Source organism: Streptomyces sp. NPDC036764, from assembly GCF_055609385.1.
This window is the reverse complement of the sequence record NZ_JBVJPT010000021.1, coordinates 103473-130005: the sequence shown is the minus strand read 5'-3', so window position 1 is coordinate 130005 and position 26533 is coordinate 103473. Positions and strand designations below refer to the sequence as shown.

General features: G+C 70.8%; 28 protein-coding genes and 1 tRNA gene. 12 read left to right on the top strand and 17 right to left on the bottom strand.

Translation table 11 applies throughout. The annotated features are described in order from the left end of the window. Positions 1-220: 220 nt before the first annotated feature. Entirely contained in the window at positions 221-1048 is an 828-nt protein-coding gene (locus ACZ69Q_RS43305) for an NAD(P)H-binding protein (protein WP_471053933.1), read from the bottom strand. Between the two features lie 98 nt (positions 1049-1146). Between ACZ69Q_RS43305 and ACZ69Q_RS43300 the strand changes: the two genes are divergently transcribed. Next, entirely contained in the window at positions 1147-1587 is a 441-nt protein-coding gene (locus ACZ69Q_RS43300) for a winged helix-turn-helix transcriptional regulator (protein WP_471053868.1), read from the top strand. A 41-nt stretch (positions 1588-1628) separates the two neighbouring features. Here the strand turns inward: ACZ69Q_RS43300 and ACZ69Q_RS43295 are convergent, their stop codons facing one another. Next, complete coding sequence (locus tag ACZ69Q_RS43295) at positions 1629-2111, bottom strand: MarR family winged helix-turn-helix transcriptional regulator (protein ID WP_471053865.1); 483 nt, start codon at positions 2109-2111, stop codon at positions 1629-1631. A gap of 120 nt (positions 2112-2231) precedes the next feature. On the opposite strand from ACZ69Q_RS43295, the gene ACZ69Q_RS43290 reads away from it, so the two are divergent. The 8 genes from ACZ69Q_RS43290 (at position 2232) to ACZ69Q_RS43255 (ending at position 12275) form a co-directional block, all read left to right on the top strand. Continuing rightward, positions 2232-2618: an HGxxPAAW family protein gene (locus ACZ69Q_RS43290; RefSeq protein WP_471053862.1), complete on the top strand. Its 387-nt coding sequence runs from the start codon at positions 2232-2234 to the stop codon at positions 2616-2618. Positions 2619-2657: 39 nt separating this feature from the next. Continuing rightward, the gene (locus ACZ69Q_RS43285) at positions 2658-3536 is read left to right on the top strand and encodes a DUF2797 domain-containing protein (protein WP_471053859.1); all 879 of its coding nucleotides are present in this window, start codon (positions 2658-2660) and stop codon (positions 3534-3536) included. Positions 3537-3664: 128 nt separating this feature from the next. Beyond that, on the top strand, positions 3665-4405 hold the full coding sequence (locus ACZ69Q_RS43280) for a response regulator transcription factor (RefSeq protein ID WP_471053856.1): 741 nt from the start codon (positions 3665-3667) through the stop codon (positions 4403-4405). Beyond that, positions 4402-6093, top strand: coding sequence for an ATP-binding protein (locus ACZ69Q_RS43275; protein ID WP_471053853.1), 1692 nt, complete (start codon positions 4402-4404; stop codon positions 6091-6093). The genes ACZ69Q_RS43280 and ACZ69Q_RS43275 overlap by 4 nt, the downstream gene beginning before the upstream one ends. 14 nt (positions 6094-6107) lie before the next feature. Then, entirely contained in the window at positions 6108-7577 is a 1470-nt protein-coding gene (locus ACZ69Q_RS43270) for a bifunctional glycosyltransferase family 2/GtrA family protein (RefSeq protein WP_471053850.1), read from the top strand. Beyond that, positions 7574-9763, top strand: a complete 2190-nt coding sequence (locus ACZ69Q_RS43265; protein ID WP_471053847.1) for an ArnT family glycosyltransferase — start codon at positions 7574-7576, stop codon at positions 9761-9763. Before ACZ69Q_RS43270 ends, ACZ69Q_RS43265 begins: the two co-directional genes overlap by 4 nt. Before the next feature lie 92 nt (positions 9764-9855). Then, positions 9856-11379 (top strand): MFS transporter, encoded by a 1524-nt coding sequence (locus ACZ69Q_RS43260; protein WP_471053844.1) that lies wholly within the window; start codon positions 9856-9858, stop codon positions 11377-11379. A gap of 134 nt (positions 11380-11513) precedes the next feature. Then, positions 11514-12275: a TetR/AcrR family transcriptional regulator gene (locus ACZ69Q_RS43255; protein WP_471053841.1), complete on the top strand. Its 762-nt coding sequence runs from the start codon at positions 11514-11516 to the stop codon at positions 12273-12275. 70 nt (positions 12276-12345) lie between these two features. On the opposite strand, the gene ACZ69Q_RS43250 is transcribed toward ACZ69Q_RS43255, so the two are convergent. From ACZ69Q_RS43250 to ACZ69Q_RS43235, 4 genes are all read right to left on the bottom strand, one after another. Then, positions 12346-12816: a PPOX class F420-dependent oxidoreductase gene (locus tag ACZ69Q_RS43250; RefSeq protein WP_471053838.1), complete on the bottom strand. Its 471-nt coding sequence runs from the start codon at positions 12814-12816 to the stop codon at positions 12346-12348. A gap of 49 nt (positions 12817-12865) precedes the next feature. After that, positions 12866-13690, bottom strand: coding sequence for a YceI family protein (locus tag ACZ69Q_RS43245; protein WP_471053835.1), 825 nt, complete (start codon positions 13688-13690; stop codon positions 12866-12868). Between the two features lie 105 nt (positions 13691-13795). Beyond that, the gene (locus ACZ69Q_RS43240) at positions 13796-16237 is read right to left on the bottom strand and encodes an MFS transporter (RefSeq protein WP_471053930.1); all 2442 of its coding nucleotides are present in this window, start codon (positions 16235-16237) and stop codon (positions 13796-13798) included. An 82-nt stretch (positions 16238-16319) separates the two neighbouring features. After that, the gene (locus tag ACZ69Q_RS43235; protein WP_471053832.1) at positions 16320-16817 is read right to left on the bottom strand and encodes a MarR family winged helix-turn-helix transcriptional regulator; all 498 of its coding nucleotides are present in this window, start codon (positions 16815-16817) and stop codon (positions 16320-16322) included. A 207-nt stretch (positions 16818-17024) separates the two neighbouring features. Here ACZ69Q_RS43235 and ACZ69Q_RS43230 point away from each other — a divergent pair, with 207 nt between their 5' ends. Continuing rightward, complete coding sequence (locus ACZ69Q_RS43230) at positions 17025-17219, top strand: hypothetical protein (protein ID WP_471053831.1); 195 nt, start codon at positions 17025-17027, stop codon at positions 17217-17219. Positions 17220-17246: 27 nt separating this feature from the next. On the opposite strand, the gene ACZ69Q_RS43225 is transcribed toward ACZ69Q_RS43230, so the two are convergent. The 9 genes from ACZ69Q_RS43225 to ACZ69Q_RS43185 form a co-directional block, all read right to left on the bottom strand. Further along, complete coding sequence (locus ACZ69Q_RS43225) at positions 17247-18008, bottom strand: hypothetical protein (protein ID WP_471053828.1); 762 nt, start codon at positions 18006-18008, stop codon at positions 17247-17249. 39 nt (positions 18009-18047) lie between these two features. Continuing rightward, positions 18048-18929 (bottom strand): RNA polymerase sigma factor SigF, encoded by an 882-nt coding sequence (locus ACZ69Q_RS43220; protein WP_471053825.1) that lies wholly within the window; start codon positions 18927-18929, stop codon positions 18048-18050. 268 nt (positions 18930-19197) lie between these two features. Then, complete coding sequence (locus ACZ69Q_RS43215; RefSeq protein ID WP_194044085.1) at positions 19198-20052, bottom strand: RNA polymerase sigma factor SigF; 855 nt, start codon at positions 20050-20052, stop codon at positions 19198-19200. 157 nt (positions 20053-20209) lie between these two features. Continuing rightward, positions 20210-20503 (bottom strand): Dabb family protein, encoded by a 294-nt coding sequence (locus tag ACZ69Q_RS43210; protein WP_328426324.1) that lies wholly within the window; start codon positions 20501-20503, stop codon positions 20210-20212. Next, on the bottom strand, positions 20500-20679 hold the full coding sequence (locus tag ACZ69Q_RS43205) for a hypothetical protein (RefSeq protein ID WP_403458739.1): 180 nt from the start codon (positions 20677-20679) through the stop codon (positions 20500-20502). The genes ACZ69Q_RS43210 and ACZ69Q_RS43205 overlap by 4 nt, the downstream gene beginning before the upstream one ends. A 162-nt stretch (positions 20680-20841) precedes the next feature. Then, positions 20842-20926 (bottom strand) — tRNA-Ser (locus ACZ69Q_RS43200). A 55-nt stretch (positions 20927-20981) separates the two neighbouring features. After that, positions 20982-21413: a tRNA adenosine(34) deaminase TadA gene (gene tadA / locus ACZ69Q_RS43195; protein ID WP_471053927.1), complete on the bottom strand. Its 432-nt coding sequence runs from the start codon at positions 21411-21413 to the stop codon at positions 20982-20984. Positions 21414-21505: 92 nt separating this feature from the next. After that, complete coding sequence (locus tag ACZ69Q_RS43190; RefSeq protein WP_471053926.1) at positions 21506-22039, bottom strand: tRNA adenosine deaminase-associated protein; 534 nt, start codon at positions 22037-22039, stop codon at positions 21506-21508. A 315-nt stretch (positions 22040-22354) separates the two neighbouring features. Next, positions 22355-22549, bottom strand: a complete 195-nt coding sequence (locus ACZ69Q_RS43185; RefSeq protein WP_471053821.1) for a hypothetical protein — start codon at positions 22547-22549, stop codon at positions 22355-22357. Positions 22550-22687: 138 nt separating this feature from the next. On the opposite strand from ACZ69Q_RS43185, the gene upp reads away from it, so the two are divergent. Next, positions 22688-23323 carry a uracil phosphoribosyltransferase gene (gene upp, locus ACZ69Q_RS43180; RefSeq protein WP_471053818.1) on the top strand — a complete coding sequence of 212 codons (636 nt, stop codon included), beginning with the start codon at positions 22688-22690 and terminating at the stop codon, positions 23321-23323. Positions 23324-23450: 127 nt separating this feature from the next. Here upp and ACZ69Q_RS43175 read toward each other — a convergent pair whose 3' ends face one another. Both ACZ69Q_RS43175 and ACZ69Q_RS43170 read right to left on the bottom strand, forming a co-directional pair. Continuing rightward, a complete protein-coding gene (locus ACZ69Q_RS43175; protein WP_471053923.1) occupies positions 23451-24068 on the bottom strand; it encodes a LytR C-terminal domain-containing protein in 618 nt (205 codons plus the stop codon). A gap of 171 nt (positions 24069-24239) precedes the next feature. Next, positions 24240-24536, bottom strand: a complete 297-nt coding sequence (locus ACZ69Q_RS43170; RefSeq protein WP_003999914.1) for a type II toxin-antitoxin system VapB family antitoxin — start codon at positions 24534-24536, stop codon at positions 24240-24242. Between the two features lie 255 nt (positions 24537-24791). Here ACZ69Q_RS43170 and ACZ69Q_RS43165 point away from each other — a divergent pair, with 255 nt between their 5' ends. After that, positions 24792-26471 (top strand): helicase HerA-like domain-containing protein, encoded by a 1680-nt coding sequence (locus tag ACZ69Q_RS43165; protein ID WP_471053815.1) that lies wholly within the window; start codon positions 24792-24794, stop codon positions 26469-26471. The last annotated feature ends 62 nt before the right edge of the window (positions 26472-26533 follow it).

Sequence of the window (26533 nt, the reverse complement as noted above, 5' to 3'; positions counted from 1 at the left end):
GGCCCTCCGGCCCTCCGGCCCTCCGGCCCTCCGGCCCTCCGGCCCTCCGGCCCTCCGGCCCTCCGGCCCTCCGGCCCTCCGGCCCTCCGGCCCTCCGGCCCTCCCGGCCTGCGGCCCCAGGCCCCTCCGGCCCCCGGCTCCGCTAACCCCAGGCCCTCGGCTCCCCCAACCCCAGGCCCCCGGCTTCCCCGGGCCCCCGGCCACTTGAAGGCGCGGCAAGCTACTTGAAAGCCCCGGCATTCCGCTCCGCCCAGTCCGCGAACGAGTGGGGCGGTCGGCCGAGGACCTGGGCGACGGTCGGGCTCACCCGTCGCAGCGCGGCCGGTGGAGTGCCCAGCATGTCGAGGGTGCTCTCGACGACCGGCTCCGGCATGGCGCGCAGCATGTGTTCGCGGGCCTGCGCGCGGGTCAGTTCGACGAACCGGACCCGCTCTCCCAGGGCGGCCTCGATCGCGGCGGTCTGCCCGCGGGGCGAGACGGGCGCCGGGCCGGTCAGGTCGTACGCCTGGCCGGCGTGGCCCGGTGCGCGCAGGGCCGCCGCCGCGACCTCCGCGACGTCGGCCGGGTCGACGGTGGGCAGGGCCGTGTCGCCGAAGGGGGCGGCGACTTCTCGTCGCGTGCGGACCATGTCGGCCCACTGGAGGGCGTTCGAGTGAAAGGCGCCGGGCCGCAGCATCGTCCACTCCAGGCCGGACGCCCTGACGGCGTCCTCCAGCATCGGCGGGTGGTCACCCGTGCCGACGCCCTGGGACGACAGCAGGACCACGCGCCGGACGCCCGACCCCCGTATGACGTCCAGGACGGCGCCGAGGTCGCCGCCGGCGGCCATGAAGTCGCCGGAGGTCAGCAGGAACAGGGCCTCGGCCCCGTCGAGCGCGGGTTCCAGGCATTCGGGTTCGGTGAGGTCCGCCTGGTGATGGCGGATCCCCGCCGGTACGTCGTGCACGGAGATCCGGCGGGAGACCGCCGTCACCTGCTCACCCGCGTCGACGAGCGCGCGCACAAGTGGCCGTCCCACATTGCCCGTTGCTCCGGTCACCACGATCATCATCGGTCTCCGTTTCCGAGTTCGGATCTCGTACGGCGACGCTACTGTTGTGGGGGTAGTAGGTACCTAGAGGAAAGTATTGGCGGACGGGGGCAGTTGTGACCGAGGACACAGTCGATCGGACGCGGCGGGGTGCCGGTCCGGAGGCGGATCCGGCGAACGCCTGTCCCATCGCGCCCGTCGTCGACATCGTCTTCAGCCGCTGGACCACCCCGATCCTGTGGGCGCTCCACGAGTACGGCCGTCAGCGCTTCGTCGAACTGGAGCGCCGGATCGGCACCATCACGCCGAAGGTGCTGACGCAGCGACTGCGGCAACTGGAGCGGGACGGGCTGGTCGTGCGCACGTATCACGCCGAGGTCCCGCCGCGGGTCGAGTACGAGATCAGTGAACTGGGGCGCAGCCTCGCGCCGTTGTTCGCCGCGCTGTCGCAGTGGTCCGTGCATCTGGACGCGGTCGAGCGGGCGCGGGTGGCGTACGACGAGCGGGAGGAACGGCGGGTGCCCCGGGGCGGTCCCGGGGTGGGCCGGGCTCGCTGACCCGGGCCGGGCTCGCTGACCCGGGCCGGGCCTGATGACACTCAGTCCTTGTCCTGCTCGCGGAGCTCGTCGATGTAGGTCTGCGCGAGCCCCGTCGTCCGTGTGAACCAGTCCGTGAGTACGGCGATCTCGTCGGCGGAGTAGCTCGCGAAGAGTTCGTTGAGGCGGGCGTAGTAGGGGCCGTAGAGGGCCTCGACCCGGGTGACCGCGGACGGTACGGCGGCCACCCGGACCCGTCGCCGGTCGGCCGGGTCGGGGCGGCGGGTGACGAAGCCGGACCGCTCCAGGCGGTTGAGGATGCCGGTCATCGCGCCGGTCGTGACATGGGCGTGTTCCGCGAGGTCGCCCGCCGTGAGCAGGTCGTCCCCGGCCTTCAGGACGCAGGCGAAACAGAGCAGGTCGGTGACGTTCAGGCCCAGCCGCTGGGCCATCTCCTGCTGGCCGAGCAGGTGGGCGGCGATGAGGGAGTCCATCGCCTCCAGCGCCTGGGCCGGGGTGGCGGTGGGACGCGGCTTGGCTTGCATCTTCCTTATTACCTTAGCTCGCGAGAGATTTAGTGCCTAAACTTCTTACAGTGTGAGGGATTCTGGGTCCCTCGCGAACGCGGGTGACTTCCGCTGCCCTGACGAGAAGGAGGCAGGCACGTGAGCCAGTATGACGAGGGGCACACGGTCGCGGGATGGACCGGGACCGGGATCGCGACCGTCGGTTCCGCCGTGCTGGGTGCGGGGATATGCCTGGTTTCGGCCGGGCTGATCGTGGGCGGGCTCGGGATCCTGGCGGCGAGTGTCCTCGTCACCTGGGCCCTGCACCTGTCCGGGTGGGGCAAGCCTTCGGGCGTGCGGCCCCGCGAGCAGTGGGGCATGGGGGTGCGCGACCTGACAGTACGGGACGGGCATCCGAACTGCTGGAGCTGCCGACTGGCGGGGCGCGGTCGGCGTACGGCCGCGGTGACGCCACAGGCGTCGTCCGACATGGCCCTCTCGGGCGGGGAGCCCGCTGCCGTCGAGGCCGGTCGGGCCGGTCGCTGACCGGGCGTTGTCAGTGGCAGCCCCTACGCTCGGGGAGCGATGGCACAGGCATGGAGATGCAAGGGGCTGCGCTGGTCGGCCGACGGCCCCGAGCTGGCGTGGCACGGCGGTCGGCGCTCGGCGCTGACCTGGGGGAAAAGGGTGGCCTTCGGGGTCGCCGAAGGGGGCGTGCGGACATGCGTGGGAGCGCGGGGGCACGTGTGTCCGGTGCGGGCGGCCGTATCGGGGCGCAGCACGGGAGCGCGCTGCGAGGAGTGTGCGCGGCTGGACCGGGCGCACTCGGTGGCCGCCGACACGATCGCGGACGACCCGCGGCCGTACCACGTATATCTGGCCTGGTTCGGCCCCGGGATGACCAAGGTCGGCATCACCGCCCTCGAGCGCGGCTCGGCGCGGCTGCTGGAGCAGGGCGCGGTCTGCTTCACCTGGCTGGGCGCCGGCCCGCTGATGGCGGCACGGCGCACGGAGGAGCTGCTGCGGGCGGCACTGCGGGTGCCGGACCGGATTCCGTATGCCGACAAGCGGGCGGTGCGCTGCGCACTGCCGGCGTCGGCGGCGGAGCGCGCGGCCGAGATCGAGGACCTGCACGCCCGGGCGGTGGCGCTGGACGCCTGGCCGGAGTCGCTCGCCCGCGAATCCTGCCTACCCGTCGATCACACCGTGGTGTTCGGGCTGACGGACCTGCCGGCCGCCGCCGGTGAGGTGACCGAGCTCGTCGCGGGCGGGGCGGTGAGCGGACGGCTGGTGGCGGCCGCCGGGCCGGATCTGCATGTCGAGACGGGCGCCGGGGTGTTCGTCGTCGACACGCGGCTGATGACGGGGTGGGAACTGCTGCCGACGGGCGGGGACGGGGAACTGACCGTGCCGGTGCGGGAGTTCGGGGATCAGGAGGCGAGCGTGCAGGACGGGTTGTTCTGAGGGCCAGCGGGAAATCGATCTCTCCTGAGGACTTCCCAGGGGTTGCCTGAGAGCCTCCTGTGCGTTTCTCAGGAAAATCACAGGTTGCGGAAAGCGTGTTCTAAGAGGGCGCCGCCAAGGTGTCCATCATGACCACGACCTCGCCCCAGGGGCGCACCGAACTGCTGAGGCCGGACGGGAGCCCCGTCCGAGTGCTTGTGGTGGACGACGAGCTGTCGATCACCGAACTTCTGTCGATGGCCCTGCGCTATGAGGGCTGGCAGATCCGCAGCGCGGGTGACGGCACGGGTGCCGTCCAGACCGCGCGCGAGTTCCGGCCCGACGCCGTCGTCCTGGACATGATGCTCCCGGACATGGACGGCCTGGCCGTCCTCGGGCGGCTGCGCCGCGAGCTGCCGGACGTGCCGGTGCTGTTCCTGACGGCCAAGGACGCCGTCGAGGACCGTATCGCCGGGCTCACCGCCGGCGGCGACGACTACGTCACCAAGCCGTTCAGCCTGGAGGAGGTCGTCGCCCGGCTGCGCGGACTCATCCGGCGTTCCGGCGCCGCCGACCGGCGGTCCGACTCCGTGCTCGTGGTCGGGGACCTCACCCTCGACGAGGACAGCCACGAGGTGTCGCGGGCCGGCGAAGGCATCCACCTCACCGCCACCGAGTTCGAGCTGCTGCGCTTCCTCATGCGCAATCCGCGGCGCGTGCTCAGCAAGGCGCAGATACTCGACCGGGTCTGGTCCTACGACTTCGGCGGGCAGGCCAACGTCGTCGAGCTGTACATCTCCTACCTGCGCCGGAAGATCGACGCCGGCCGTGAGCCGATGATCCACACCCGGCGGGGAGCCGGCTATCTGATCAAGCCCGCGGCGTCATGAGCGGGCGACGACGGCCGCGTGCGCAGAAGAGACGTGGGGGTCCCCCCGCTCGAGCGAAGTCGAGAGTGGGGGCGGGTCAGCCGCGGACCCTGCGTGCGCGGCTCGTCGTCGCGTCCGTGGTGCTGATCGCCGTGGTGTGTGCGGTGATCGGTACGGTGACGACGCTCGCGCTGCGTTCACACCTGTACGAACAGCTAGGCACCCAGCTCGCCGAGACCGCCGACCGGGCCGCCGGCAAGCCTCCCGGCGTCGACCCCGGCAAGAACGGTCCGGCCGACAGCGCCCGCGAGAGCAACACGACCGTCAAGGGTTCCCAGACCCTCAATCTCGACGAGTTCGTCAAGCGGGCCGGCGCCGCCCCGTCGTCGTCCGGCGGCACGATCATCGCCCAGGTCCGCAACGGCGTCATCACCGAGGCCAAGGTCGGCCAGAAGTCCGACGACAGCTCCACCGCCGACACCTTCGGCATGGTGGCCGAGCCCCTCACCGAAGCCCAGGAAGCGGCGCTCAACAAGGTCGCCCAGGACGATGGTCAGCACACCGTCGACCTGGGCAGCCTCGGCGAGTACCTCGTGAAGTACCGGACCAGCTTCGACGGCTCCCGCAGCTACTACGTCGCCATCCCCACCGAGGAGGCGACCAGCACCCTCAACACCCTGATGCTCATCGAGGCCAGCGTCACAGCCGCCGCCCTGGTGGCCGCGGGCATCGCCGGCACGGTGATCGTCGGCGTGGCCACCCGCCCCCTCCGCCGCGTCGCCGCCACCGCCACCCGCGTCTCCGAACTCCCCCTGCACACCGGCGAGGTCAACCTCAGCGAACGCGTCCCCGAGTCCGAGACCGACCCGCACACCGAGGTCGGCCAGGTCGGCGCCGCGCTCAACCGGATGCTGGACCACGTCCACGGCGCCCTGCACTCCCGCCAGCAGAGCGAGATGCGGGTACGGCAGTTCGTGGCCGACGCCAGTCATGAGCTCAGGACGCCCCTTGCCTCCATCCGGGGGTACGCCGAGCTGACCAGACGCGGGAGGGAAGACGTCGGCCCGGACACCAAGCACGCCCTCGGCCGTATCGAGTCCGAGGCCGGGCGTATGACCCTGCTCGTCGAGGATCTCCTGCTGCTCGCGCGTCTCGACGCGGGGCGGCCGCTCCGGTTCGAGCAGACCGATCTGATCCCGCTGGTCGTGGACACCATCAGCGACGCCCGCGCGGCCGGCATGGACCACAACTGGCGCCTCGACCTGCCCGACGAACCGGCCCTCGTGTCGGCGGACGCGGCCCGGCTGCAACAGGTCCTCGTCAACCTCCTCGGCAACGCCCGCAACCACACCCCGCCCGGCACGACGGTCACCGCGCGTGTTCAACGGCGGGGCCCGTGGCTGTGCGTGGACGTCGAGGACAACGGACAGGGCATCCCGCAAGACCTGCTCCCGCACGTCTTCGAACGGTTCGCGCGCGGCGACTCCGCGCGCTCCCGCGCCACCGGCTCCACCGGCCTCGGCCTGGCCATCGTGCAGGCCGTGGCCACCGCGCACGGCGGTGCCGTGACCGTCGACAGCGTCCCCGGACGCACCGTCTTCACGGTGCATCTGCCCGCGCTGCCTGTGCCGCCGAGCCCCGAAATGAGCTGGCAACAGCACTCACAGGCACAGCACAGCGTCACCACATGGGCGGAACAGGGCGCCTGACGAAAGTCGGTTCCATGCGAACCGACTCTTCTCCCGGCACCCTGCCGGCGCGGGAGCACCTCCCGGCCGGAGACGCCGGTACGCCTGTCCTGGACGTAGTGATCCCCGTCTACAACGAGGAGAAGGACCTCCAGCCGTGTGTGCTGAGACTGCGTGATCACCTCAAGCGCACGTTCCCGTACGCGTTCCGCATCACGATCGCGGACAACGCGTCGACGGACACCACCCCCCTGGTGTCGCGGCAACTGGAGGCGGAGCTCCCGGAGGTCAGGGCGTTCCGGCTGGAGCAGAAGGGCCGCGGCCGGGCGCTGCGGACCGTCTGGTCCGCCTCGGAGGCCCCGATCCTCGCCTACATGGACGTGGACCTGTCCACCGACCTCAACGCCCTGCTGCCGCTGGTGGCGCCGCTGATCTCCGGTCACTCGGACCTGGCGATCGGCTCCCGGCTCAGCCGCAGCTCGCGGGTGGTGCGCGGCGCCAAGCGGGAGTTCATCAGCCGCGGTTACAACCTCATCCTGCGCGGCTCCCTCCAGGCCCGCTTCTCGGACGCCCAGTGCGGTTTCAAGGCGATCCGCCGTGATGTCGCGCAGGTGCTGCTGCCGCTGGTGGAGGACACCGGCTGGTTCTTCGACACCGAGATGCTGGTGCTCGCCGAGCGCGCCGGCCTGCGGATCCACGAGGTGCCGGTGGACTGGGTCGACGACCCCGACTCCACGGTCCACATCGTGAAGACCGCGACCGACGACCTCAGGGGCGTGTGGCGGGTGGGCAGGGCCCTTGCGACCGGCTCGCTGCCGCTGGACCGGCTCACCCGCCCGTTCGGCGACGACCCGCGTGACCGCGACATCAAGGACGTACCCAACGGCCTGGCCCGCCAGCTCGTCGGCTTCTGCGTCGTCGGCGGCCTGTCCACCCTCTTCTACCTCCTCCTCTACAGCGGCTTCCGTGTCATCACCGGCTCGCAGATCGCCAACGCGCTCGCCCTGCTGGTCTCCGCCATCGCCAACACGGCGGCCAACCGGCGCCTCACCTTCGGCGTGCGCGGCCCCGGCGGCGCCGTCCGGCACCAGGCGCAGGGCCTGGTCGTCTTCGGCATCGGCCTAGCCCTGACCAGCGGTTCGCTGGCCGCCCTGAACGCGGCCAGCGGCGACCCGGCGCACTCCACCGAACTCGCGGTCCTGATCGCCGCCAACCTCGCGGCGACGGTCCTGCGCTTCCTGCTCTTCCGGGCGTGGGTGTTCCCGGACCGCCGCGACGACACCGAGCGGGCGGTCGTCGCCCCGCAACCACCCCAGAGTTACGGCCCGTTGCCGCTTCGCACGCCCCACCCCACGTACGACACCGATCGGTTCCGCGCCGGTGAAGCCGCGGACGGCCACGTGGGGGTGCCCCCGCTCGAGCGAAGCCGAGAGTGGGGGACGGACGCCACCCTGCAGTTGCAGCCGGTGCGCCCGCACGACACCGAGTCGAGGGAATACCGATGACCGTCCACCACGACCAGCAGACCTACGAGACCTACGGCAGAGACGCGGGCCCCGCCACCTGGGCTCCACCGCCGGCCCCCGACGCCGGTCAGCCCAAACAGCCCTTCGTACGGCGGCTGTGGCGCGGCCGTCCCGAGGACCCGCGCTGGGCACGCCCGGCCTTCCTCGGCCTCCTCCTCGCCACCCTCGTCCTCTACCTCTACAACCTGAGCGCCTCCGGCTACGCCAACTCCTTCTACTCGGCGGCCGTCCAGGCGGGCAGCGAGTCCTGGAAGGCGTTCTTCTTCGGCTCGCTGGACGCGGCCAACGCCATCACCGTCGACAAGCCTCCGGCCTCCCTGTGGCCGATGGCGCTGTCGGTCCGGCTCTTCGGCCTCCACTCCTGGGCGATCCTGCTCCCCGAGGTCCTCATGGGCGTCGGCACGGTGGCCGTGGTCTACGCGGCCGTGCGCCGCCGGTTCAGCCCCGCGGCCGGCCTGATCTCCGGTGCGGTGCTCGCGCTCACCCCCGTCGCGGCGCTGATGTTCCGGTTCAACAACCCCGACGCGATGCTGGCCCTGCTGATGGCCGTGGCCTGCTACTTCGTCATCCGGGCCCTGGAGGACGGCCGTACGAAGTGGCTGGTGTGGGCCGGAGCCGCGATCGGCTTCGCGTTCCTCGCCAAGACCCTCCAGGCCTTCCTGATCCTGCCGCCGCTCGCGATCGTCTACGCGGCCTGCGCGCCGGTGTCGGTGAAGAAGCGGATCGGTCAGCTCGCCGCGGGCCTCGTCGCGATCGTCGTCTCCGGCGGCTGGTGGGTCGCGATCGTCGAACTGTGGCCCGCCTCCTCCCGCCCCTACATCGGCGGCTCGCAGAACAACTCCTTCCTTGAACTGACCTTCGGCTACAACGGCCTGGGCAGGCTCAACGGCGACGAGACCGGCAGCGTCGGCGGTGGCGGTGGCGGTGGCGGCGGAGGCGGGAACGGCGGCGGCAACTGGGGCGAGACCGGCTGGGACCGGCTCTTCGGTTCAAGCATCGGCGGGCAGATCTCCTGGCTGATCCCGGCTGCGCTGATCCTGCTGATCGCGGGCCTGGTGGCCACGCGCAAGCTCAGGCGGGCGTCGGTGACGCGCGGTTCGTTCCTGGTCTGGGGCGGCGCGCTGCTCACGACCATGCTGGTCTTCAGCTACATGCAGGGCATCTTCCACGAGTACTACACGGTGGCCCTCGCCCCGTACATCGCCCCGCTGATCGGCATGGGCGCGGCGCTGCTCTGGGACAAGCGCGACAAAGCGTGGGCGGCGCTGACCCTGGCGGGCGCGATGACGGCCACCGCGGTCTGGGGTTACGTCCTGCTCAACCGCTCCTCCGACTACCTGCCCTGGCTGAAGTGGGTCGTACTGGTCGGCGGACTGGCCGCGGCGCTGGGCCTGATCTTCGCCTCGAAGCTCGGACGTCAACTCACCATGGCCGTCGTAGGCCTGGGCCTCGTGGCCGCGCTGGCCGGCCCGGCCGCGTACACCCTCACCACGGTGAACGAGGGCCACACCGGCTCGATCGTCACCGCCGGTCCCGCGGTCGCGGGCGGCCGTGGCGGCCCCGGCGGTGGCGGGGGCATGGGCGGCGGCCCCGGCGGTGGCGGCATGCCGGGCCAGAACCAGCCGGGCCAGAACCAGCAGGGCGGCAACGGCTTCCCGGGCGGCGGTTTCGGCGGCGGTATGCCGGGTCAGCAGAACGGCAACGGCAATACCCAGGGCCAGAACCAGCAGGGCGGTATGCCCGGCGGCCAGATGGGTGAGGGCGGCCGCTTGGGCGGTGGCGGCGCGGGCGGTCTGCTCAACGGCGCCAGCGTCAGCGACGAGGCCAAGGAACTGCTGGAGAAGAACGCCGACGACTACACCTGGGCCGCCGCGGCCGTCGGCGCCCAGAACGCCGCGAGCTACCAGCTCTCCACCGGCGACCCGGTGATGGCGATCGGCGGCTTCAACGGCACCGACCCGTCCCCGACCCTGGCGGAGTTCAAGAAGTACGTGGAGGAAGGCAAGATCCACTACTTCATCGGCGGCGGCAGCGGCGGCGGCATGGGCGGCAGCAGCAGCGGCACCTCCTCGCAGATCAGCTCCTGGGTCCAGGAGAACTTCGAGTCGGTGACCGTCGACGGCAGCACCTTCTACGACCTGACGCAGCCGAAGAGCGATAGCTGACGGTCCCTGCGACAAGGGGCGGTGGCCTGGGCCACCGCCCCTTGTCGTATCTCCGTTGTACACCGTATAGGGATTGCTTTACGGTGTAGAACATGACGACGTCCCCCCAGGAACAGGCCCCGGCCCAGCCGCAGCCGCAGCCGCAGCCGCAGTTCCAGGCTCCGGGCGGCCACCCGCAGCGCTGGCTGATCCTCGGTGTCCTCTGCCTCGCCGTGCTCACCGTGGTGCTCGACAACACCGTCCTGAACGTGGCCATCCCCTCGCTCACCCGCGAACTGGGCGCGGCCACCTCCGACATCCAGTGGATGATCAACGCCTACTCGCTGGTGCAGTCGGGTCTGCTGCTCACGGCCGGCAGCGCGGCCGACCGCTACGGCCGCAAGAAGATGCTGGCCGCGGGCCTGGCGCTGTTCGGCGTGGGCTCCCTCGTGGCCGGCCTCGCCGACTCCACGGGCCAGTTGATCGCGGCGCGCGCCGGGATGGGTGTCGGTGGCGCGCTGCTGATGACCACCGTCCTGGCGGTGGCGATCCAGATCTTCACGCCGGAGGAGCAGCCGAAGGCGATCGGCATCTGGGCCGCGGTGAACTCGCTGGGCTTCGCCGCCGGGCCGCTGCTCGGCGGCTTCATGCTGAACCACTTCTGGTGGGGCGCGATCTTCCTGATCAACATTCCGGTCGCGGTGCTCGCCCTGGTGGCCGTCGTGGCGCTCGTCCCGGAGTCGAAGAACCCCCAGGGCGACCGCCCCGACGTGCTGGGCGCCGTGCTCTCCACGATCGGCATGGCCTCCCTGGTGTACGCGATCATCTCCGGGCCCGAGCACGGCTGGACGTCGGGCCGGGTCCTGCTGACGGCGGCGGTGGCCGTCGTCGTGCTGGTCGCCTTCGCGTACTGGGAGAGCCGGATCCCGTACCCCATGATCGACATGCACTTCTTCCGGAACCGGCAGTTCACGGGCGCGGTCTCGGGCGGTGTGCTGATCACCTTCGGTATGGGCGGCTCGCTCTTCCTGCTCACCCAGCACATGCAGTTCGTGCTCGGCTACGAGCCGCTGGAGGCCGGGCTGCGCACGGCCCCGCTCGCCCTGATGATCGTGGCGCTGAACTTCACCGGTGTGGCGGCGAAGTGGGCGGCCCGGCTGGGCACCCCGCTCGCCATCGGGCTCGGCATGGCGGTGATGGCGGCGGGCCTGGCCTCCATCGCCACGATGGCCTCCGGCGGTTATGCCGGCACGCTGGTGGGCCTGGTGCTCATCGGCACCGGAGCGGCCGTGGCGAGTCCGGCGATGTCCCACGCGATCATGAGTGCGATTCCGCCGGAGAAGGCCGGGGTCGGCGGGGGGATCAACGGCACGGTGGCGGAGTTCGGCACCGGGCTGGGGGTGGCCGTGCTGGGGGCGCTGCTGAACTCGCGGTTCGCGGCGCTGATTCCGGTGGCGGCGACGTCCTTGCCTGCGGCGATGTCCTTGGCGGACGGCGAGGCCGAGAAGGGGCGGATTCTGGACGCGTTCTCCTCCGGGCTTGAGACCAGTCTGCTGGTGGGGGCGCTGGCTGTGCTGTTGGGAGGATTGGTCGCGGGTGCGTTGTTGCGGAGGGCTGAAAGGGGAGATACCGCCTGAGAGCTCGGGGCATACCGTTGTCGGGCGACTGCGGGCCCGATTGGGCTGGTCGCGCCCACGCGGCGGAGCCGCAAATGGATACAGCCCCGCGCCCCATCGGGGCGCCGCCGATTGAATGTCTAGGAAGGTGCGCCATGGCCAGGGCAGCCCGGGAGTCCGCTCGGACCAGTGTGTGGCTGGAGGGCAAGGAGCGTCGCGGCGGACGCGGCAGTCAGCCCTCCGGGCTCGACCGGGATCGGATCACCGAGGTGACCGTGCGGCTGCTGGACGCCGAGGGGCTGGCCAAGTTCTCCATGCGGCGGCTGGCGGCCGAGCTGAACGTGACCGCGATGTCCGTCTACTGGTACGTCGACACCAAGGACGACCTCCTCGAACTCGCCCTGGACGCCGCCTTCGGCGAACTCACCCTGCCCGACCCCGACACCGACGAGGACTGGTGGGACCAACTGCGCACGCTGGCCCGTTCCTACCGCGGCCTGCTGGTGCGCCATCCGTGGCTGTCGCCGCTGATCGGGACGTACGTCAACATCGGCCCGAACAGCCTCGCCTTCTCCCGTGTCGTGCAGCGCATCGTCCGCAGGACCGGCCTGCCCGCGCACGGCCTGGTCGCCGCCATCTCCGCGGTCTTCCAGTTCGTCTACGGCTTCGGCACGATCGAGGGTCACTTCATCGCCCGCAGCACGGCGTTCGGCATGACCCCGGACGACTACTTCCACCACGCCATGAGCACGGTGACCCGGTCCCCGGAAGCCGCCGACATCGTCCAGGAGTCCGCGGAACTCATGGAGGCCCGGGGCGGCGACACGGTCGAGGAAATGTGGGAGCGAGACTTCGAGTTCGCCCTGGACCTACTGGTGGCGGGCATCGAGGCAATGGTCGCGCGCAGCGCACCATGAGGGGCGCGGGGAACTGCGCGACCAGCCACAACGGACCCGCAGTCGCCCGACAACGGTATGCCCCGAGCTCCTAGGCGCCCTCAACCAGCCGCGCAGGAAACCCACCCGTGGCCACCGGCCCCCACTTCTCCGGCGTCACCCGAATGATCGACTTCCCCTGCTTCACCATCGCCGCCCGGTACTCGTCCCAGTCCGGATGCTCCCCGGCGATGTTCCGGTAGTACTCGACCAGCGGCTCCACGGACTCCGGCGAGTCGATGACCTCGGCGACCCCGTCGACCTGCACCCAGGGCCCGTTCCAGTCGTCGCTGATGACGAGCACGCTGACCCGCTGATCCCGCTTCGCGTTGCGCGTCTTGGCCCGCTCGGGATACGTGGACATCACGATCCGCCCCGAGTCGTCGACCCCGCAGGTCAACGGCGATGCCTGCGGGCTGCCGTCCGCCCGCCGGGTCAGCAGGACGGCGCGATGACGCGGCCGTACGAAATCGAGCAGCTCTTCGAGCGAGACGCGGGTGTTGGTCGCGATGTTCGGTGCCATGGGGCCAGCCTAGGGGCCGATCGGCCCGCTGAGCCTGACCCTGGCGTGGCTACCCTTGCGGCAGCGTCTCCCCCTGCACCGCCTGGATGTCCAGCTCCACCTTCAGTGTCGTACCGATGGCGGCGATCCCCGCCTGCACGACCTGGTTGTAGTTCATGGCGAAGTCGTCCCGGTGCAGCTCCGTCGTCGCGCGGAACGCGGCCCGCGTCCCGCCCCACGGGTCGGCGCCCGTGCCGAGGTAGGCCAGGTCCAGGTCCACCGGCCGTACGACACCGTGCATGGTCAGCTCGCCGCGCACGGTCCAGCGGTCGGTGCCCGCGGCGGCCGTCAGACCCGTCGACCGGTAGGCGATCTCGGGGTACTTCTCGACGTCCAGGAAGTCCGGCGACTTCAGATGCCCGTCCCGCATGCCGTTGCCCGTGTCGATCGAGTCGGCCCGGATCACCGCCTCCACGCGGGACTTGGCGATGTCGTCCGGCGCGATCTCGATGGCGCCGGAGAACTGCGTGAACCGGCCGTGCACGCTGGAGATGCCCAGGTGCTGGGCGACGGCGGCCACGCTGGAGTGCGCCGGGTCGACGGTCCACGGTCCCGGCGGCGGCAGTTCCGTGCCGCCCTGGCGGGCCAGGGTCACCGTGCCGACCTCGGCGCGGCCGCTCGCGGTGACGATCGCGCTCGCGGCGGCGGGCGCGTAGCCGACCGCGGTGACGATGACGGTGTACGCCCCCGGGGCCAGCGGGTTCGCGTGCCGTACGGCCCCCTCCGCGTCCGCCTCCAGCCGCAGCACCTGCGTTCCGGTCATGTCCGTCACCGTGACGACCGCGTGCGACACGGCCCACCCGTCCCGGGTACGGATCCTCGCGGTCAGTCCCATCTCACGTACTCCTCAGTAAGTCTCAAAAAGAACCGGCCCGTGACGACGACGCCCCTCCGCTCAGAGCGCGCCGCCGCCACGGGCCGGGGCACATGCCCGGTCCGACTACTCGCCGGGGTGGGCGAGTTCGATGTCGTGGTCGTCGGTGCCGGGGCCGGTCACCGTCAGTGCCGTCGCCACCGGCGGGTAGCCGGTCGCGATGACCGTGTACTCGCCGCCGTCCAGGTCGGTGAACGCGTACGCCCCGTCCGGACCGGTGGTGGCGGTGCCGACGACGTTGCCCGCCGCGTCGACCAGGGTCACGCGGGCGTCGGCCAGCGGCCCGTGCGGTGCCCGTACGACGCCCTGGACCTGCGCTCCGGCCTCCAGATCGACCTCGACCCGGGTGACCCCTGCGCCGCCGACCTCGACGGGCAGGGCGCGCGGCCGGTAGCCGGCGGCGTTCACCGCGACGGTCACGGCACCCGGCACCAGCTCGGCGAAGCTGAACTCGCCCTGCTCACCGGTGGCGGCGGTGGCCAGCAGATCCCCGCGCACATCGGTCACGATCACCATCGCGTCCTTCACCGGCAGCGCGCTCTGCGCGGTCCGTACGACGCCGCTCAGGCCGCTGGTGCCGCTGAGCAGGATGTCGTAGGCCACCGGCTCGTCGCCGCTGACGACGATCGTGGAGGCCTGCGGCTGGAAGCCGTCGGCGGAGGCGATCAGGACGTACGATCCCGCGCCCGGCGCGTCGACCGCGTACGAACCGTCCCCCTGCGCGACCGATCGGCCCAGTTGCCGGCCGGCCAGCGAGATCAGCGTGACCGCGGCCTGCGGCACCGGTGCGCTCTCGGCGCCCCGCACGAAGCCGCGGACCGGGACGCCGCCGGACGCCGCACCGCCGGTCTCCTCGGCACGGGCCACCGTGGCCACGGCGGCGAGCCGCTGGGTGCCCTCGGGAGCGGTCTCGGTCTCGGAGGAGGTGACGGCCCAGGTCGGGGTCCGCTCCTGCGCCGCGGCCGGCGCGGTCGCCGGGGTCTCGGCCGGCTCCGGGCTGTCGGCCTCGGCGGCCTGCGCCAGGGCGCCCTTCGTCTTCAACGGGACCTCCTTGATGAACAGCGCGAACAGCAGGGCGAGGAAGGCGATCGGCGCGGCGTACAGGAAGACGTCGGCGACGCCGTGGCCGTACGCGCTCTCGATGACCGTGCGCACCGGGCCGGGCAGCGCGTCGAGGTCGGGGATCTCACCGTGGCCGGAGGAGCCCTGCACGCCGAGCTTGGTGAGGCCCTCCTCGGCGTAGTGGGTGATCCGGTGGCTGAGGACCGCGCCCAGCGCCGAGACGCCCATGGCGCCGCCGAGGGAGCGGAAGAAGTTCACGACGGAGCTCGCGACGCCCAGGTCGCTCGGGGCGACCTGGTTCTGGGTGGCGAGGACCAGGTTCTGCATCATCATGCCGACGCCGAGACCCAGCAGGGCCATGAAGATCGCGACGCGCCAGTACTCGGTGTCGTAGCGGATCGTGCCCAGCAGCCCGAGGCCCGCCGTCACCAGCACACCGCCGGCCAGCAGCCAGGCCTTCCAGCGGCCGGTGCGGGTGATGACCTGACCGGAGACGGTCGAGGAGATGAACAGGCCGACGATCATCGGGATGGTCAGCACGCCGGACATGGTCGGCGACTCGCCCCGGGCGAGCTGGAAGTACTGGCTGAAGAAGATCGTGCCCGCGAACATCGCGATGCCGACGAACAGCGAGGCCAGCGAGGCCAGCGTGATGGTGCGGTTGCGGAACAGGCGCAGCGGGATGATCGGCTCGCTCGCCCTGGACTCGACGAAGATGAAGATCAGCAGCAGTGCGAGCGCGCCACCGGTCATCGCGCCGGTCTGCCAGGACAGCCAGTCGTACTTGTCACCGGCGAAGGTCACCCAGACCAGCAGCAGGCAGACCGCGGCGGTGATGAAGAAGGCGCCGGCCCAGTCGACCTTGACCTTCCGCTTGACGACCGGGAGGTGCAGGGTGCGCTGGAGCACGATCAGGGCGATGACCGCGAAGGGCACGCCGACGTAGAAGCACCAGCGCCAGCCGAGCCAGTCGGTGTCGGTGATGACACCACCGATCAGCGGACCGCCGACCATCGCGGTGGCGAAGGTGGCGCCGAGGTAGCCGTTGTAGCGGCCGCGCTCACGCGGGGAGATCATCGCCGCCAGGATGATCTGCGCCAGCGACGACAGACCGCCCATGCCGATGCCCTGCACCGCGCGGAACGCGATCAGCATCCCGGCGTTCTGCGACAGACCGGCCAGCGCGGAGCCGGTCACGAAGACGACCAGGGCGAGCTGTATCAGGAGCTTCTTGGAGAAGAGGTCGGCGAGCTTGCCCCACAGGGGTGTGGACGCGGTCATCGCCAGCAGCGACGCGGTGACCACCCAGGTGTAGGCGCTCTGGCCGCCGCCGAGGTCCTTGATGATGTCCGGCAGAGCGTTGGAGACGATCGTCGACGACAGGATCGCGACGAACATGCCGAGCAGCAGCCCGGTCAGTGCCTCCATGATCTGCCGGTGCGACATCGGAGCGCCGGACGGCGCCCCCGAGTGCTTGGCGTGCGCCCGCACACCGGCTGGTGTGGTCGTTGCCATGGGATTCCTTTTCCTACTGGGTGATCGCGGGTGTACGGGTGGGGTGTTCGGGTTGGTCGGGGGCCGGCGGCCGGTGCGCGGACCGGCAGTCGTCGAAGCTCGCCCGCAGCCGGGTCATGAGCCGGGTCAGCAGGGTGATCTCGTCGTCGGTCCAGTCGCTCAGCCGCTCGGCCAGCAGTTCGGTGGTCAGCCGGGACATCTCCCGGACGCGGTCCTCGCCCGCCGGGGTGAGGCGCAGAATGCGGCTGCGTTTGTCCGCCGGGTCGGGGGAGCGCTCGATCCAGCCGCGCTCGGCGACGTGGGCGACATGGCGGCTGGTGACCGACATGTCCACGGCCAGCAGCTCCGCGAGCTTGCTCATGCGCATGTCCCCGTGGCGGCTCAGCAACGTCAGTACGGCGGCGGAGCCGGACGGGCAGTCGGACGGCAGGATCCGTCCCATCTCCCTCTTCACGGCGCCGAAGGCGCTGAACTGACGGACCAGCTCCTCGTACTGCGCCTGCTCGGCCATCACACCCCCGGTCGTTTGTTGCTTAGGGCAACCATAGAAGCGCTTGGTTGCTACAGGCAAATAAGTAGGGGTGGGTGCGATACAAAAACTTGGCAAAGGCAAGTATTGCGACCGTAAATGTGCAGGTGGGGCGGGTTCTGTGGCCCCCTGTGCAGGGGTCGGGCCCCCACTTGGGCCGCACGGGCGGATTCGCTAGGGTCTCAGGCCATGGCTAACACCCAGGGCCCCCAGGGCAACCACGACCCCGCAGGCAGCACCCAGATGTTCCGCGCGTTCGTCGACGAGGGCCCGCAGGGCGGTCGGCAGCAGCAGGCTTCCTCCGGTCCGCGCATCGGCATGATCATCGGCGTGCTCGCCGCGGTCGTGATCGTGGCGGCGGTGGCCTGGCTGGCGCTCAAGTAGTCGCCGCCGGCTCCCGTCGGCGCCGGTTCACTTCCACTGGACGGCGACGTCCCGCGTCTCGATGTGCATGCCGAGCGGCACGCGCCAGGCGTCGACGCACACCGTCCAGGTCTTCTTCTTGCGCACCCCGGCCCCGATCGGCGCCGGGAGTTCCTCCGACGACTCGATCGTCGCCCAGTCGATGCCGAGCGCGCCGATGATGTGGGTGCCGAAGGTCACGGTGCCCGAACGCACGGCCGTGCCGCCCGAGTTGTGCAGATCGAGGGTCACCTCCTCGCACCAGCGCTGGTCCGTGGGCTCCCGCACGGGGTCGCTCACGGTCAGCCTCGCGGGCGAGGGGGTCGCCGAGGGCGCCGAGCCGCCGGGCGTGGCGGGCGAGTCGGACGGCGGGGCCGCGGGGCCGTGGGTGCCGCCCGGGGGTCGGGCGGGGTTGTCCGTCCCGGCGGGTTCCGTTCCGGAAGAGGGCGTCGGCCCCTGACTCCCGCCCGATCCGGGGGAGTTGCCGGGATCCCCCGCACCGCTGCCGGCGTCCTCGCCCGTGCCGGCATCCGTGCCGGCGTCGCTCTCCGGTTCGTCGAGCGGCACCAGCGTCACCTCGCCCGTCGGCGCGGCGGCCGTACCGACGACCCGGGGCGGGCCTCCCGCCGCTCCCGTGGCGACGTACCCGTCCTCGCCCCCGCCGCTCCCGCACGCGGCCAGCGTCCCGCCCAGGCAGACGACGGCCGCCGACGCGCCGATCAGGGCGCACCGACGGCCATGTGTCGAGGTCGTCCATATCCGGCGAAGCATCCGGCCATGGTGGCTGACGCTCCGTCAAATATGAAGGGGTCAGTCGGAGATGAGACCCTCGCGGAGCTGCGCCAGGGTCCGGGTCAGCAGCCGGGAGACGTGCATCTGGGAGATGCCGACCTCCTCGCCGATCTGCGACTGGGTCATGTTGGCGAAGAAGCGCAGCATGATGATCCGCCGCTCGCGGGGCGGGAGTTTGGCCAGCAGCGGCTTGAGGGACTCGCGGTACTCCACGCCCTCCAGCGCGGTGTCCTCGTAGCCGAGCCGGTCGGCCAGGGAGCCCTCGCCGCCGTCGTCCTCCGGGGCCGGGGAGTCCAGCGAGGAGGCCGTGTAGGCGTTGCCGACCGCGAGGCCGTCGACGACGTCCTCCTCGGACACGCCCAGCACGTTGGCCAGTTCGGTGACCGTCGGGGAGCGGTCCAGCTTCTGGGAGAGCTCGTCGCTGGCCTTGGTGAGCGCCAGGCGCAGCTCCTGGAGCCGCCTGGGCACCCGCACCGACCAGGACGTGTCGCGGAAGAACCGCTTGATCTCGCCGACCACCGTCGGCATCGCGAACGTCGGGAACTCCACGCCCCGTTCGCAGTCGAAGCGGTCGATCGCCTTGATCAGGCCGATGGTGCCGACCTGGACGATGTCCTCCATCGGCTCGTTGCGCGAGCGGAACCGGGCCGCCGCATAGCGCACGAGCGGGAGGTTGAGCTCGATCAGCGTGTCCCGGACGTAGGCGCGCTCGGGGCTGTTCTCGTCCAGTGCGGCGAGCCGCAGGAACAGGGAGCGGGACAGGGTGCGGGTGTCGATGGCTCCCGGGGACGGGAGGGCCGGTACGGCCTCGAGGGCCGTGACGTCGTCGAGAACGGCGTCGGGCGCGGACTCGCTCTTCGTGAGCGTGAGCACCTTCGAGCTGCCCTGGTCTGCGGACATGCCACCCCCTTTGGGTCGCGGGACGGTCGTGACGAACGCTCCGATCGAGGAACGCCAGCCTTCACCTGAATACCGGAGCCGAAGCCACGGCAAACGCGCTTCCCGAAGAATGTCACATGTCGGCAACACGCTGTAGTGACATGTCGACATGTGAGACTTGAATCCGCCCTGGATAAAGGGGGTCTGACGGTATTTCGGGTCAGAACTGTCGGGATCGGTCCTGGTGAGCGATTCGCTCGCGACGGTTACCGGTCGATCGTCTATGCGGTTACGCGTCGATCCGGTTCGCCGAACGAAGCCGCTGGAAGCTACGCGCGAGTAGCCTCGAAACGTGCATCTGTGATACCCCGAGTTCCGCACTGATTTGCGACTGGGTGAGGTTGCTGTAGTACCGCAGAAGAAGGATTCTCTGCTCCCGTTCGGGGAGTTGCACCAGCAGATGCCGTACGAGGTCCCGGTGCTCCACGCCGTCCAGGGCCGGATCCTCGTAGCCGAGCCGGTCCAGCAGTCCGGGCAGTCCGTCGCCCTCCTGGGCGGCCTCCAGCGAGGTGGCGTGGTACGACCGTCCGGCCTCGATGCAGGACAGCACCTCGTCCTCGGTGATGCGCAGCCGCTCGGCGATCTCGGCGGTCGTGGGGGTGCGTCCGAAGGCGGTGGTGAGGTCCTCGGTCGCGCTGTTGACCTGGACCCACAGCTCGTGCAGCCGGCGCGGCACATGCACCGTGCGGACGTTGTCCCGGAAGTACCGCTTGATCTCGCCGACCACCGTCGGCATCGCGAACGTCGGGAACTGCACGCCCCGGTCCGGATCGAAGCGGTCGATGGCGTTGATGAGCCCGATGGTGCCGACCTGGATCACGTCCTCCATCGGCTCGTTGCGGGAGCGGAAGCGGGCGGCCGCGTAGCGCACGAGCGGGAGGTTCGCCTCGATGAGCGCCCCACGTACGCGGTTGTGCTCCGGCGTGCCCGGCGTCAGCTCCTTGAGCTCGCCGAAGAGGACCTGGGTGAGTGCCCGGGTGTCGGCGCCGCGGCTGCGGGGCGGCGGGGACGCGGGGGTGTCCTCCTGGGTCGGGGCCTGAGGCGCAGTACTGGCCGGCACGGTCAACTCCACCTCGTGATCCATCAACTCATCCGTCAAAAGCGGTCATAGCATCACAAGACAGTTCATTGTGTTCAAGTACCGCATAATCCCGTGTTGAGAATGAAAGGATGCGTAAGACACGCGAAAACCCCCCGCCGTTCCGGCGGAGGGCATCGGGTGGATCGAGGGGCGGCCCGGCTCAGAATTCGTAGTCGGCGATCACCCAGGTGGCGAACTCCCGCCACAGGGCGACGCCCGCCTGGTGCTCGGGGTGCTCCGCGTAGACGCGCAGGGCGGCCGTGTCCTCGAAGGCGGAGTTGATGGCGAAGTCGTAGGCGATGGGGCGGTCGCTGAAGTTCCAGCCCAGCTCCCAGTGCCGTAGCTCGGGGATCTTGCCCTCCAGCGAGCGGAAGGCCTCGACGCCCTCCACGACCCGCGGGTCGTCGCGCTCGACACCCTCGTTCAGCTTGAACAGGACGAGGTGGCGGATCATGAGTCTCCTCCGTTGGCGATCCAGGTCATGAAGTCGCCGATGGCCTTCGCGGCGTCCGAAATGCCTTCGAACCCTACCTGGACGTAGTCCGCCGCCTTGGCCGGGTCCGTGATGATCACGTAGAGCACGAAGACCGCGAGCACGTAGACGGCGATCTTCTTCGAATTCACCGCCATCGCGGCCTCCCCTGTGGCTGGTGCGCCTGCCATGCCTGCCGTGCCGAATGAGTCGAAAGAGCCGAAAGGGCCTCGAGTTACCGGCGGTGAGTGTAACCTTCGCCCCTCTCGGGAGATCAACAGCACGAAGGGCCCCGTCCATCGGACGGGGCCCTTCTTCAGCGGTAGCGGAGGGATTTGAACCCTCGGTGACTTGCGCCACACTCGCTTTCGAGGCGAGCTCCTTCGGCCGCTCGGACACGCTACCGAGGGAGACCTTACAGCAAGCCGGGCCATGCTCTGAAATCGGTATTCGCGGACCGTCAGCGAGCCCTGAAGAAGTCGGTGAGCTGCCGGGCGCACTCCTCGGCGAGCACGCCCTCGATCACCTCGGGCCGGTGGTTGAGCCTGCGGTCGCGCACGACGTCCCAGAGGGAGCCGGCCGCGCCCGCCTTCTCGTCCCGTGCGCCGTAGACGACCCGGTCCACCCGGGACTGCACGATCGCGCCGGCGCACATCGTGCAGGGCTCCAGCGTGACCACGAGCGTGCAGCCCGACAGCCGCCACTCGCCGAGTTCGGCCGCTGCCCTGCGGATCGCCAGCACCTCGGCGTGGGCGGTCGGATCGCCGGTCGCCTCACGCTCGTTGTGGCCGGCGCCCAGCACGGTCGTGCCGTCGGCGCCCAGCACGACGGCACCGACAGGGACGTCCCCGCCCCGGACGGCCCGTTCGGCCTCGTCCAGGGCGAGCCGCATCGCGGGCCGCCAGCGGTCTCGTACGGGGTCGGGCACCGAGGCCTTCGGGGGCTCCGAGGGCACCCCGGCTGCCGACCCCCGGTCGAACGAGGTCAGCGGACGGTCTCCAGCACCTCCGAGGCGCCCAGCGCCTCGGCGATGGTGCTGAGGGCGTCCTCGGCGTCCAGCGACTTCAGCTCCTTCTCGCCGACGCCGAGGTCGTCGAGGATCTCGCTGTCGCCGACGGGGCTGTGCGGGACCGCGTCGGCGCCGCCACCGCCCTCGTCGTCGTCCTCGGAGTCCCCGTCCGGCTCCTCAGTGCCGTCGAGGTCCAGGGAGTCGAGGTCGGCGCCGTCGTCGCCGGGCTCCCTTCCGAGCAGTTCGTCGGTGAGCAGGATCTCGCCGTAACTGCTGCGGGCGGCTGCTGCGGCGTCCGAGACGTAGATACGAGGGTCGTCCTCGCCGTCGATGCGGACGACACCGAACCAGGCGTCCTCCTGCTCGATCAGCACCAGCACCGTGTCGTCCTCCGGTGAGGCTTCACGGGCCAGTTCGGCCAGATCCGACAAGGTCTCCACATCGTCGAGCTCTGTGTCGCTCGCTTCCCACCCGTCTTCGGTGCGCGCGAGCAGTGCGGCGAAGTACACCGTGACTCTCCCACTGGTCATAGGCGTGCCGGTTGGGGGTCCCCCCGGCGGAGGTTGGGGGTGGGGTGGCTTGGGGTCCGAGCCCCACCCACTCGGAATCGTGGCAGAAACAAGGCGTTCAGGGGACGTCTTCGGCTCCCTGTGTCCGGCAGTTTTGATCGCGTTGGCCCGAGGGGGTCCGCGAGCGCGTCCGCAAAGGACTCACCAGCGCACTCGTTGCCGCCACGTGCGGATCGTACGCGGCTTTTCCGGGTGTCCACGCACGCCCACCACGCAACCGCCCGCAGACCAGCCGATCTTCCCGCGCGACTCGCCCTACCAGCGGAACGTGCGCATGCGCAGGGCGTGCCGCAGACGGGCCGCCTTGGCGCGGCGCGGCTGGACGCGGTCCCGCAGTTCGCGGGCCTCGGCGAGTTCCCGCAGGAACTGGGCCCGGCGCCGCCGGCGCGCGGCATCGCTCTCGTCCGGCGCGTCCTGCATGGGACGCTCTGGGGTCTCACGATCAGGCATCGGCTCACCACCCCCGCTACGTCCCTCCCACTTTCCCTCCGATGGGCGGTTTGATGCCAGCGGTCGGGTGATGCCGGGGCCCCGGACTTGCCGGGTGAGGGGGCGCCGGGCATACCCGGCACGGTTAATGTTGTGGACATGCGTCTCCACGTCGTCGACCACCCCCTGGTCGCCCACAAGCTCACCACGCTGCGCGACCAGCGCACCGACTCCGCGACCTTCCGTCGGCTGGCCGACGAACTGGTCACCCTGCTCGCCTACGAGGCCACGCGGGACGTGCGCACCGAAGCGGTCGACATCACGACCCCGGTCACCGCCACCACCGGCGTCAAGCTGTCCCACCCGCGCCCGCTGGTGGTGCCGATCCTGCGCGCCGGGCTCGGCATGCTGGACGGCATGGTCCGGCTGCTGCCGACCGCCGAGGTGGGCTTCCTGGGCATGATCCGCAACGAGGAGACGCTCCAGGCGTCCACGTACGCCTCGCGCATGCCGGAGGACCTCTCGGGGCGCCAGGTGTACGTCCTGGACCCGATGCTGGCCACCGGCGGCACGCTGGTCGCGGCGATCCAGGAGCTCATCAAGCGCGGCGCGGACGACGTGACCGCCGTGGTGCTGCTCGCCGCGCCCGAGGGCGTGGAGCTGATGGAGCGGGAGCTGGCGGGGACGCCGGTGACCGTGGTGACGGCCGCCGTCGACGACCACCTCAATGAGCACGGGTACATCGTGCCGGGGCTGGGCGACGCGGGGGATCGTCTTTACGGGGCGGCCGAGTAGGGGGCGGGAACGCCCTCTTTCGCCGTAGGGGTGCGGTTGCGTGGCGACTGCGGGTCCGTCGTGGCTGGTCGCGCCCACGCGGCGGAGCCGCATGTCGACACGGTCCCGCGCCCCTTTCGGGGCGCTTCTAGCAGCCCTTCTTCGAAGTGGAGGGTGCCGGCTTCGGGTTGGCCAGCGCGGCCAGGGCCTTGTCGGCGTCCGGCTTCTTCGCGAGCTGCTTGAAGCGGTCGCCGATGATCAGGTCCACGGTCGCGCCCTTGCGGGTGGCGTCGGTGCGGCGTTCGGCCGTGGTGAGCTGGGTGGCGAGCACCGGCAGCGAGGTGTTCAGGGACGCGGCCGGGCCGAGGAGCAGCCCGGTGCCCTTCACCTTCTTGTCGTAGTCCTTGGTCGCGTTGCCCACGTCACCGATCTTGAAGCCGCGTTTCTTCAGCTCGTCCGCCGTCTGCTTGGCGAGCCCGCTTCGGGTCGTGGCGTTGAGCACGTTGACGGTGATGCCGGCCGGCTTGGGCAGCGGCGCGGTCGCGGCGGGCGAGGGCGTCGCCCGGGTCCCGCAGTCGGACTTGGGGCCGGCCGCCGAAGCCTCTCCGCCGCCGCCCGTGAAGACGTCGATGAGCTGGAGCGTGCCCCAGCCGGCCATGCCGAGCGCGGCGACGGAGGCTACGGCGAGAACGACGAGTCTGCCGCGCCGCCGACGCGGCCGCATCCGTGGGTACTTGTCCCCCCGGATGCGGTACTGGCCGCCCATGCCGGAGGGAGTCAGCATGCTCATGGGCGCAGCGTAGTGCGCCCGGGCGGCAATGCCTACTAGATGATCAATCGAGGCGGCCGTTCGGACCAACCCGAAATGGGCAACGGCTGACGCCCGGGCGTGTCAGCCCGGGGTCGGTCCGTGGTCGGCCGGGGGTCAGCCCGCAGTTCAGTCCAGTTCCAGGACTCTCGCGTGCAGCACCTGGCGCTGCTGGAGCGCCGCGCGCACCGCGCGGTGCAGGCCGTCCTCCAGATACAGGTCGCCCTGCCACTTCACGACGTGCGCGAAGAGGTCGCCGTAGAACGTCGAGTCCTCGGCCAGCAGGGTTTCCAGATCGAGCTGACCCTTGGTCGTCACGAGCTGATCGAGGCGGACCGGGCGCGGCGCGACGTCCGCCCACTGCCGGGTGCTTTCCCGGCCGTGGTCGGGGTACGGCCGGCCGTTTCCGATGCGCTTGAAGATCACACGGAAAGCCTACCGGTCAAGACCTTCCGGGCGCAGCCATGGCGCCGGAGTGCGACGCTGGAAAAGATGCACCAAACCAGGATCAAACGGCAAAGGTCGAGAGAATGACGGCCGGATCGGAAGCCGGAAACGGCCCGTACGGAAGCCGAGGTGGCGACCGGGGCCGGGTCGAACACCGTGTCGGATCGGGTGGAACGCCGTGTCGGACCCGAGTCGGTCGCCCGTTCGAGGGCGGGAAGCGTGCGGAGGGCTGACATGAGCGACCGCAAGAGCACGCCCAAGGCCGGGGCAGGGGCCGGGACCGCGCCGCGGGCCGGTGCGCCGGAGGTGGGCCGTGCCGCCGCCCTGCCGCGCGAGGCCCTGGAGATCGCCGCCGGCTACGCCTTCACCGGGCCCGCCCTGAACCTCGGCGCCCTGCTCTGGGAGGGCGGCTGCCTGCCGGACGCGCAGATCCGGGTGCCGTTGCCCATGCTCAACCGGCACGGCCTGGTCGCGGGCGCCACCGGCACCGGCAAGACCAAGACGCTCCAGCTCATCGCCGAGCAGCTTTCGGCGCAGGGCGTGCCGGTGTTCCTGGCGGACGTGAAGGGCGACCTCAGCGGGATCGCGGCGCCGGGGCAGCCGGACGACAGGGTCGGCGCGCGTGCCGCCGAGGTCCATCAGCGGTGGGCGGCGAAGGGATGTCCGGCCGAGTTCTACGCCCTTGGCGGCATCGGCCGGGGCATCCCCGTGCGCGCCACGATCACCAGCTTCGGCCCGGTGCTGCTGTCCAAGGTCCTGCGGCTGAACGCGACCCAGGAGCAGTCCCTCGGACTGATCTTCCACTACGCCGACACCAAGGGCCTGGAGCTGGTCGATCTCAAGGACCTCAGGGCCGTCGTCGCCTTCCTGACGTCGGACGAGGGCAAGGGCGAGCTGAAGGGCATCGGCGGGCTGTCGACCGCCACCGCCGGGGTGATCCTGCGCTCCCTCACCGCCTTCGAGGCGCAGGGCATGGCCGACTTCTTCGGGGAACCGGAGTTCGACACGGGCGAGCTGCTGCGGACGGCGCCGGACGGGCGGGGTGTGGTGTCGGTGCTCGAACTGCCCGCGGTGCAGGACCGGCCGCGGCTCTTCTCGACGTTCCTGATGTGGCTGCTGGCCGACCTCTTCCACGATCTGCCCGAGGTCGGGGACGCCGACCGGCCGAAGCTCGTGTTCTTCTTCGACGAGGCGCATCTGCTGTTCGACGACGCGTCCGAGGCGTTCCTGGACGCGATCACGCAGACCGTCCGGCTGATTCGCTCGAAAGGGGTCGGTGTCTTCTTCGTGACGCAGACGCCGAAGGACGTGCCCGCCGAGGTGCTCGGCCAGCTCGGCAACCGCATCCAGCACGCGCTTCGCGCCTTCACCCCGGACGATCAGAAGGCGCTGAAGGCCACGGTGAAGACGTTCCCCAACTCGGCGTACGACCTGGAGGAACTCCTGACCGGCCTGGGCACCGGCGAGGCCGTGGTGACCGTCCTGAGCGAGAAGGGCGCCCCGACACCGGTCGCCGCGACCCGGCTGCGCGCACCGGAGTCACTGATGGGCCCGCTCGACGCCACCGCGCTGGAGCGGGCGGTGACCTCGTCCGCGCTGTACGGGCTGTATGCACAGGCTGTGGACAGGCAATCGGCGTACGAGAGGCTCCGGACGCCGCGCGGGGGGAAGGGACCCGACGAGATGCGGGGAGGGAAGGGGCCCGACGAGATCCGCGGGGGCAAGGGGCCCGACGAGATCCGCGAGGCGGAGGCGGGGGCAGGCGAGGACAGGGCCCGGCAGAAGGAGCAGCCCTCCGTCGTCGAACAGGTTGTCGGGAGCGCCATGTTCAAGTCCCTGGCTCGGTCGGTCGGTACGCAGATCGGACGGGAGATCACCCGGTCGGTCTTCGGCACGGCGCGTCGGAGGCGGTAGGTCCGGTCGGCTCCGTTGCGGGGCGGCGCCAATCGGTGGATCCGGTCGGTCCCGGTACGGGG

Excerpts from the sequence above, each read along its gene's own strand:
- ACZ69Q_RS43305 (WP_471053933.1), bottom strand. The coding sequence starts at position 1,048 with ATGATCGTGGTGACCGGAGCAACGGGCAATGTGGGACGGCCACTTGTG.
- ACZ69Q_RS43295 (WP_471053865.1), bottom strand. The coding sequence starts at position 2,111 with ATGCAAGCCAAGCCGCGTCCCACCGCCACCCCGGCCCAGGCGCTGGAG.
- ACZ69Q_RS43285 (WP_471053859.1), top strand. The coding sequence starts at position 2,658 with ATGGCACAGGCATGGAGATGCAAGGGGCTGCGCTGGTCGGCCGACGGC.
- ACZ69Q_RS43280 (WP_471053856.1), top strand. The coding sequence starts at position 3,665 with ATGACCACGACCTCGCCCCAGGGGCGCACCGAACTGCTGAGGCCGGAC.
- ACZ69Q_RS43275 (WP_471053853.1), top strand. The coding sequence starts at position 4,402 with ATGAGCGGGCGACGACGGCCGCGTGCGCAGAAGAGACGTGGGGGTCCC.
- ACZ69Q_RS43270 (WP_471053850.1), top strand. The coding sequence starts at position 6,108 with ATGCGAACCGACTCTTCTCCCGGCACCCTGCCGGCGCGGGAGCACCTC.
- ACZ69Q_RS43265 (WP_471053847.1), top strand. The coding sequence starts at position 7,574 with ATGACCGTCCACCACGACCAGCAGACCTACGAGACCTACGGCAGAGAC.
- ACZ69Q_RS43260 (WP_471053844.1), top strand. The coding sequence starts at position 9,856 with ATGACGACGTCCCCCCAGGAACAGGCCCCGGCCCAGCCGCAGCCGCAG.
- ACZ69Q_RS43255 (WP_471053841.1), top strand. The coding sequence starts at position 11,514 with ATGGCCAGGGCAGCCCGGGAGTCCGCTCGGACCAGTGTGTGGCTGGAG.
- ACZ69Q_RS43250 (WP_471053838.1), bottom strand. The coding sequence starts at position 12,816 with ATGGCACCGAACATCGCGACCAACACCCGCGTCTCGCTCGAAGAGCTG.
- ACZ69Q_RS43245 (WP_471053835.1), bottom strand. The coding sequence starts at position 13,690 with ATGGGACTGACCGCGAGGATCCGTACCCGGGACGGGTGGGCCGTGTCG.
- ACZ69Q_RS43240 (WP_471053930.1), bottom strand. The coding sequence starts at position 16,237 with ATGTCGCACCGGCAGATCATGGAGGCACTGACCGGGCTGCTGCTCGGC.
- ACZ69Q_RS43235 (WP_471053832.1), bottom strand. The coding sequence starts at position 16,817 with ATGGCCGAGCAGGCGCAGTACGAGGAGCTGGTCCGTCAGTTCAGCGCC.
- ACZ69Q_RS43230 (WP_471053831.1), top strand. The coding sequence starts at position 17,025 with ATGGCTAACACCCAGGGCCCCCAGGGCAACCACGACCCCGCAGGCAGC.
- ACZ69Q_RS43225 (WP_471053828.1), bottom strand. The coding sequence starts at position 18,008 with ATGCTTCGCCGGATATGGACGACCTCGACACATGGCCGTCGGTGCGCC.
- ACZ69Q_RS43220 (WP_471053825.1), bottom strand. The coding sequence starts at position 18,929 with ATGTCCGCAGACCAGGGCAGCTCGAAGGTGCTCACGCTCACGAAGAGC.
- ACZ69Q_RS43215 (WP_194044085.1), bottom strand. The coding sequence starts at position 20,052 with ATGGATCACGAGGTGGAGTTGACCGTGCCGGCCAGTACTGCGCCTCAG.
- ACZ69Q_RS43210 (WP_328426324.1), bottom strand. The coding sequence starts at position 20,503 with ATGATCCGCCACCTCGTCCTGTTCAAGCTGAACGAGGGTGTCGAGCGC.
- ACZ69Q_RS43205 (WP_403458739.1), bottom strand. The coding sequence starts at position 20,679 with ATGGCGGTGAATTCGAAGAAGATCGCCGTCTACGTGCTCGCGGTCTTC.
- tadA (WP_471053927.1), bottom strand. The coding sequence starts at position 21,413 with ATGCGGCTCGCCCTGGACGAGGCCGAACGGGCCGTCCGGGGCGGGGAC.
- ACZ69Q_RS43185 (WP_471053821.1), bottom strand. The coding sequence starts at position 22,549 with ATGCCTGATCGTGAGACCCCAGAGCGTCCCATGCAGGACGCGCCGGAC.
- upp (WP_471053818.1), top strand. The coding sequence starts at position 22,688 with ATGCGTCTCCACGTCGTCGACCACCCCCTGGTCGCCCACAAGCTCACC.
- ACZ69Q_RS43175 (WP_471053923.1), bottom strand. The coding sequence starts at position 24,068 with ATGGGCGGCCAGTACCGCATCCGGGGGGACAAGTACCCACGGATGCGG.
- ACZ69Q_RS43165 (WP_471053815.1), top strand. The coding sequence starts at position 24,792 with ATGAGCGACCGCAAGAGCACGCCCAAGGCCGGGGCAGGGGCCGGGACC.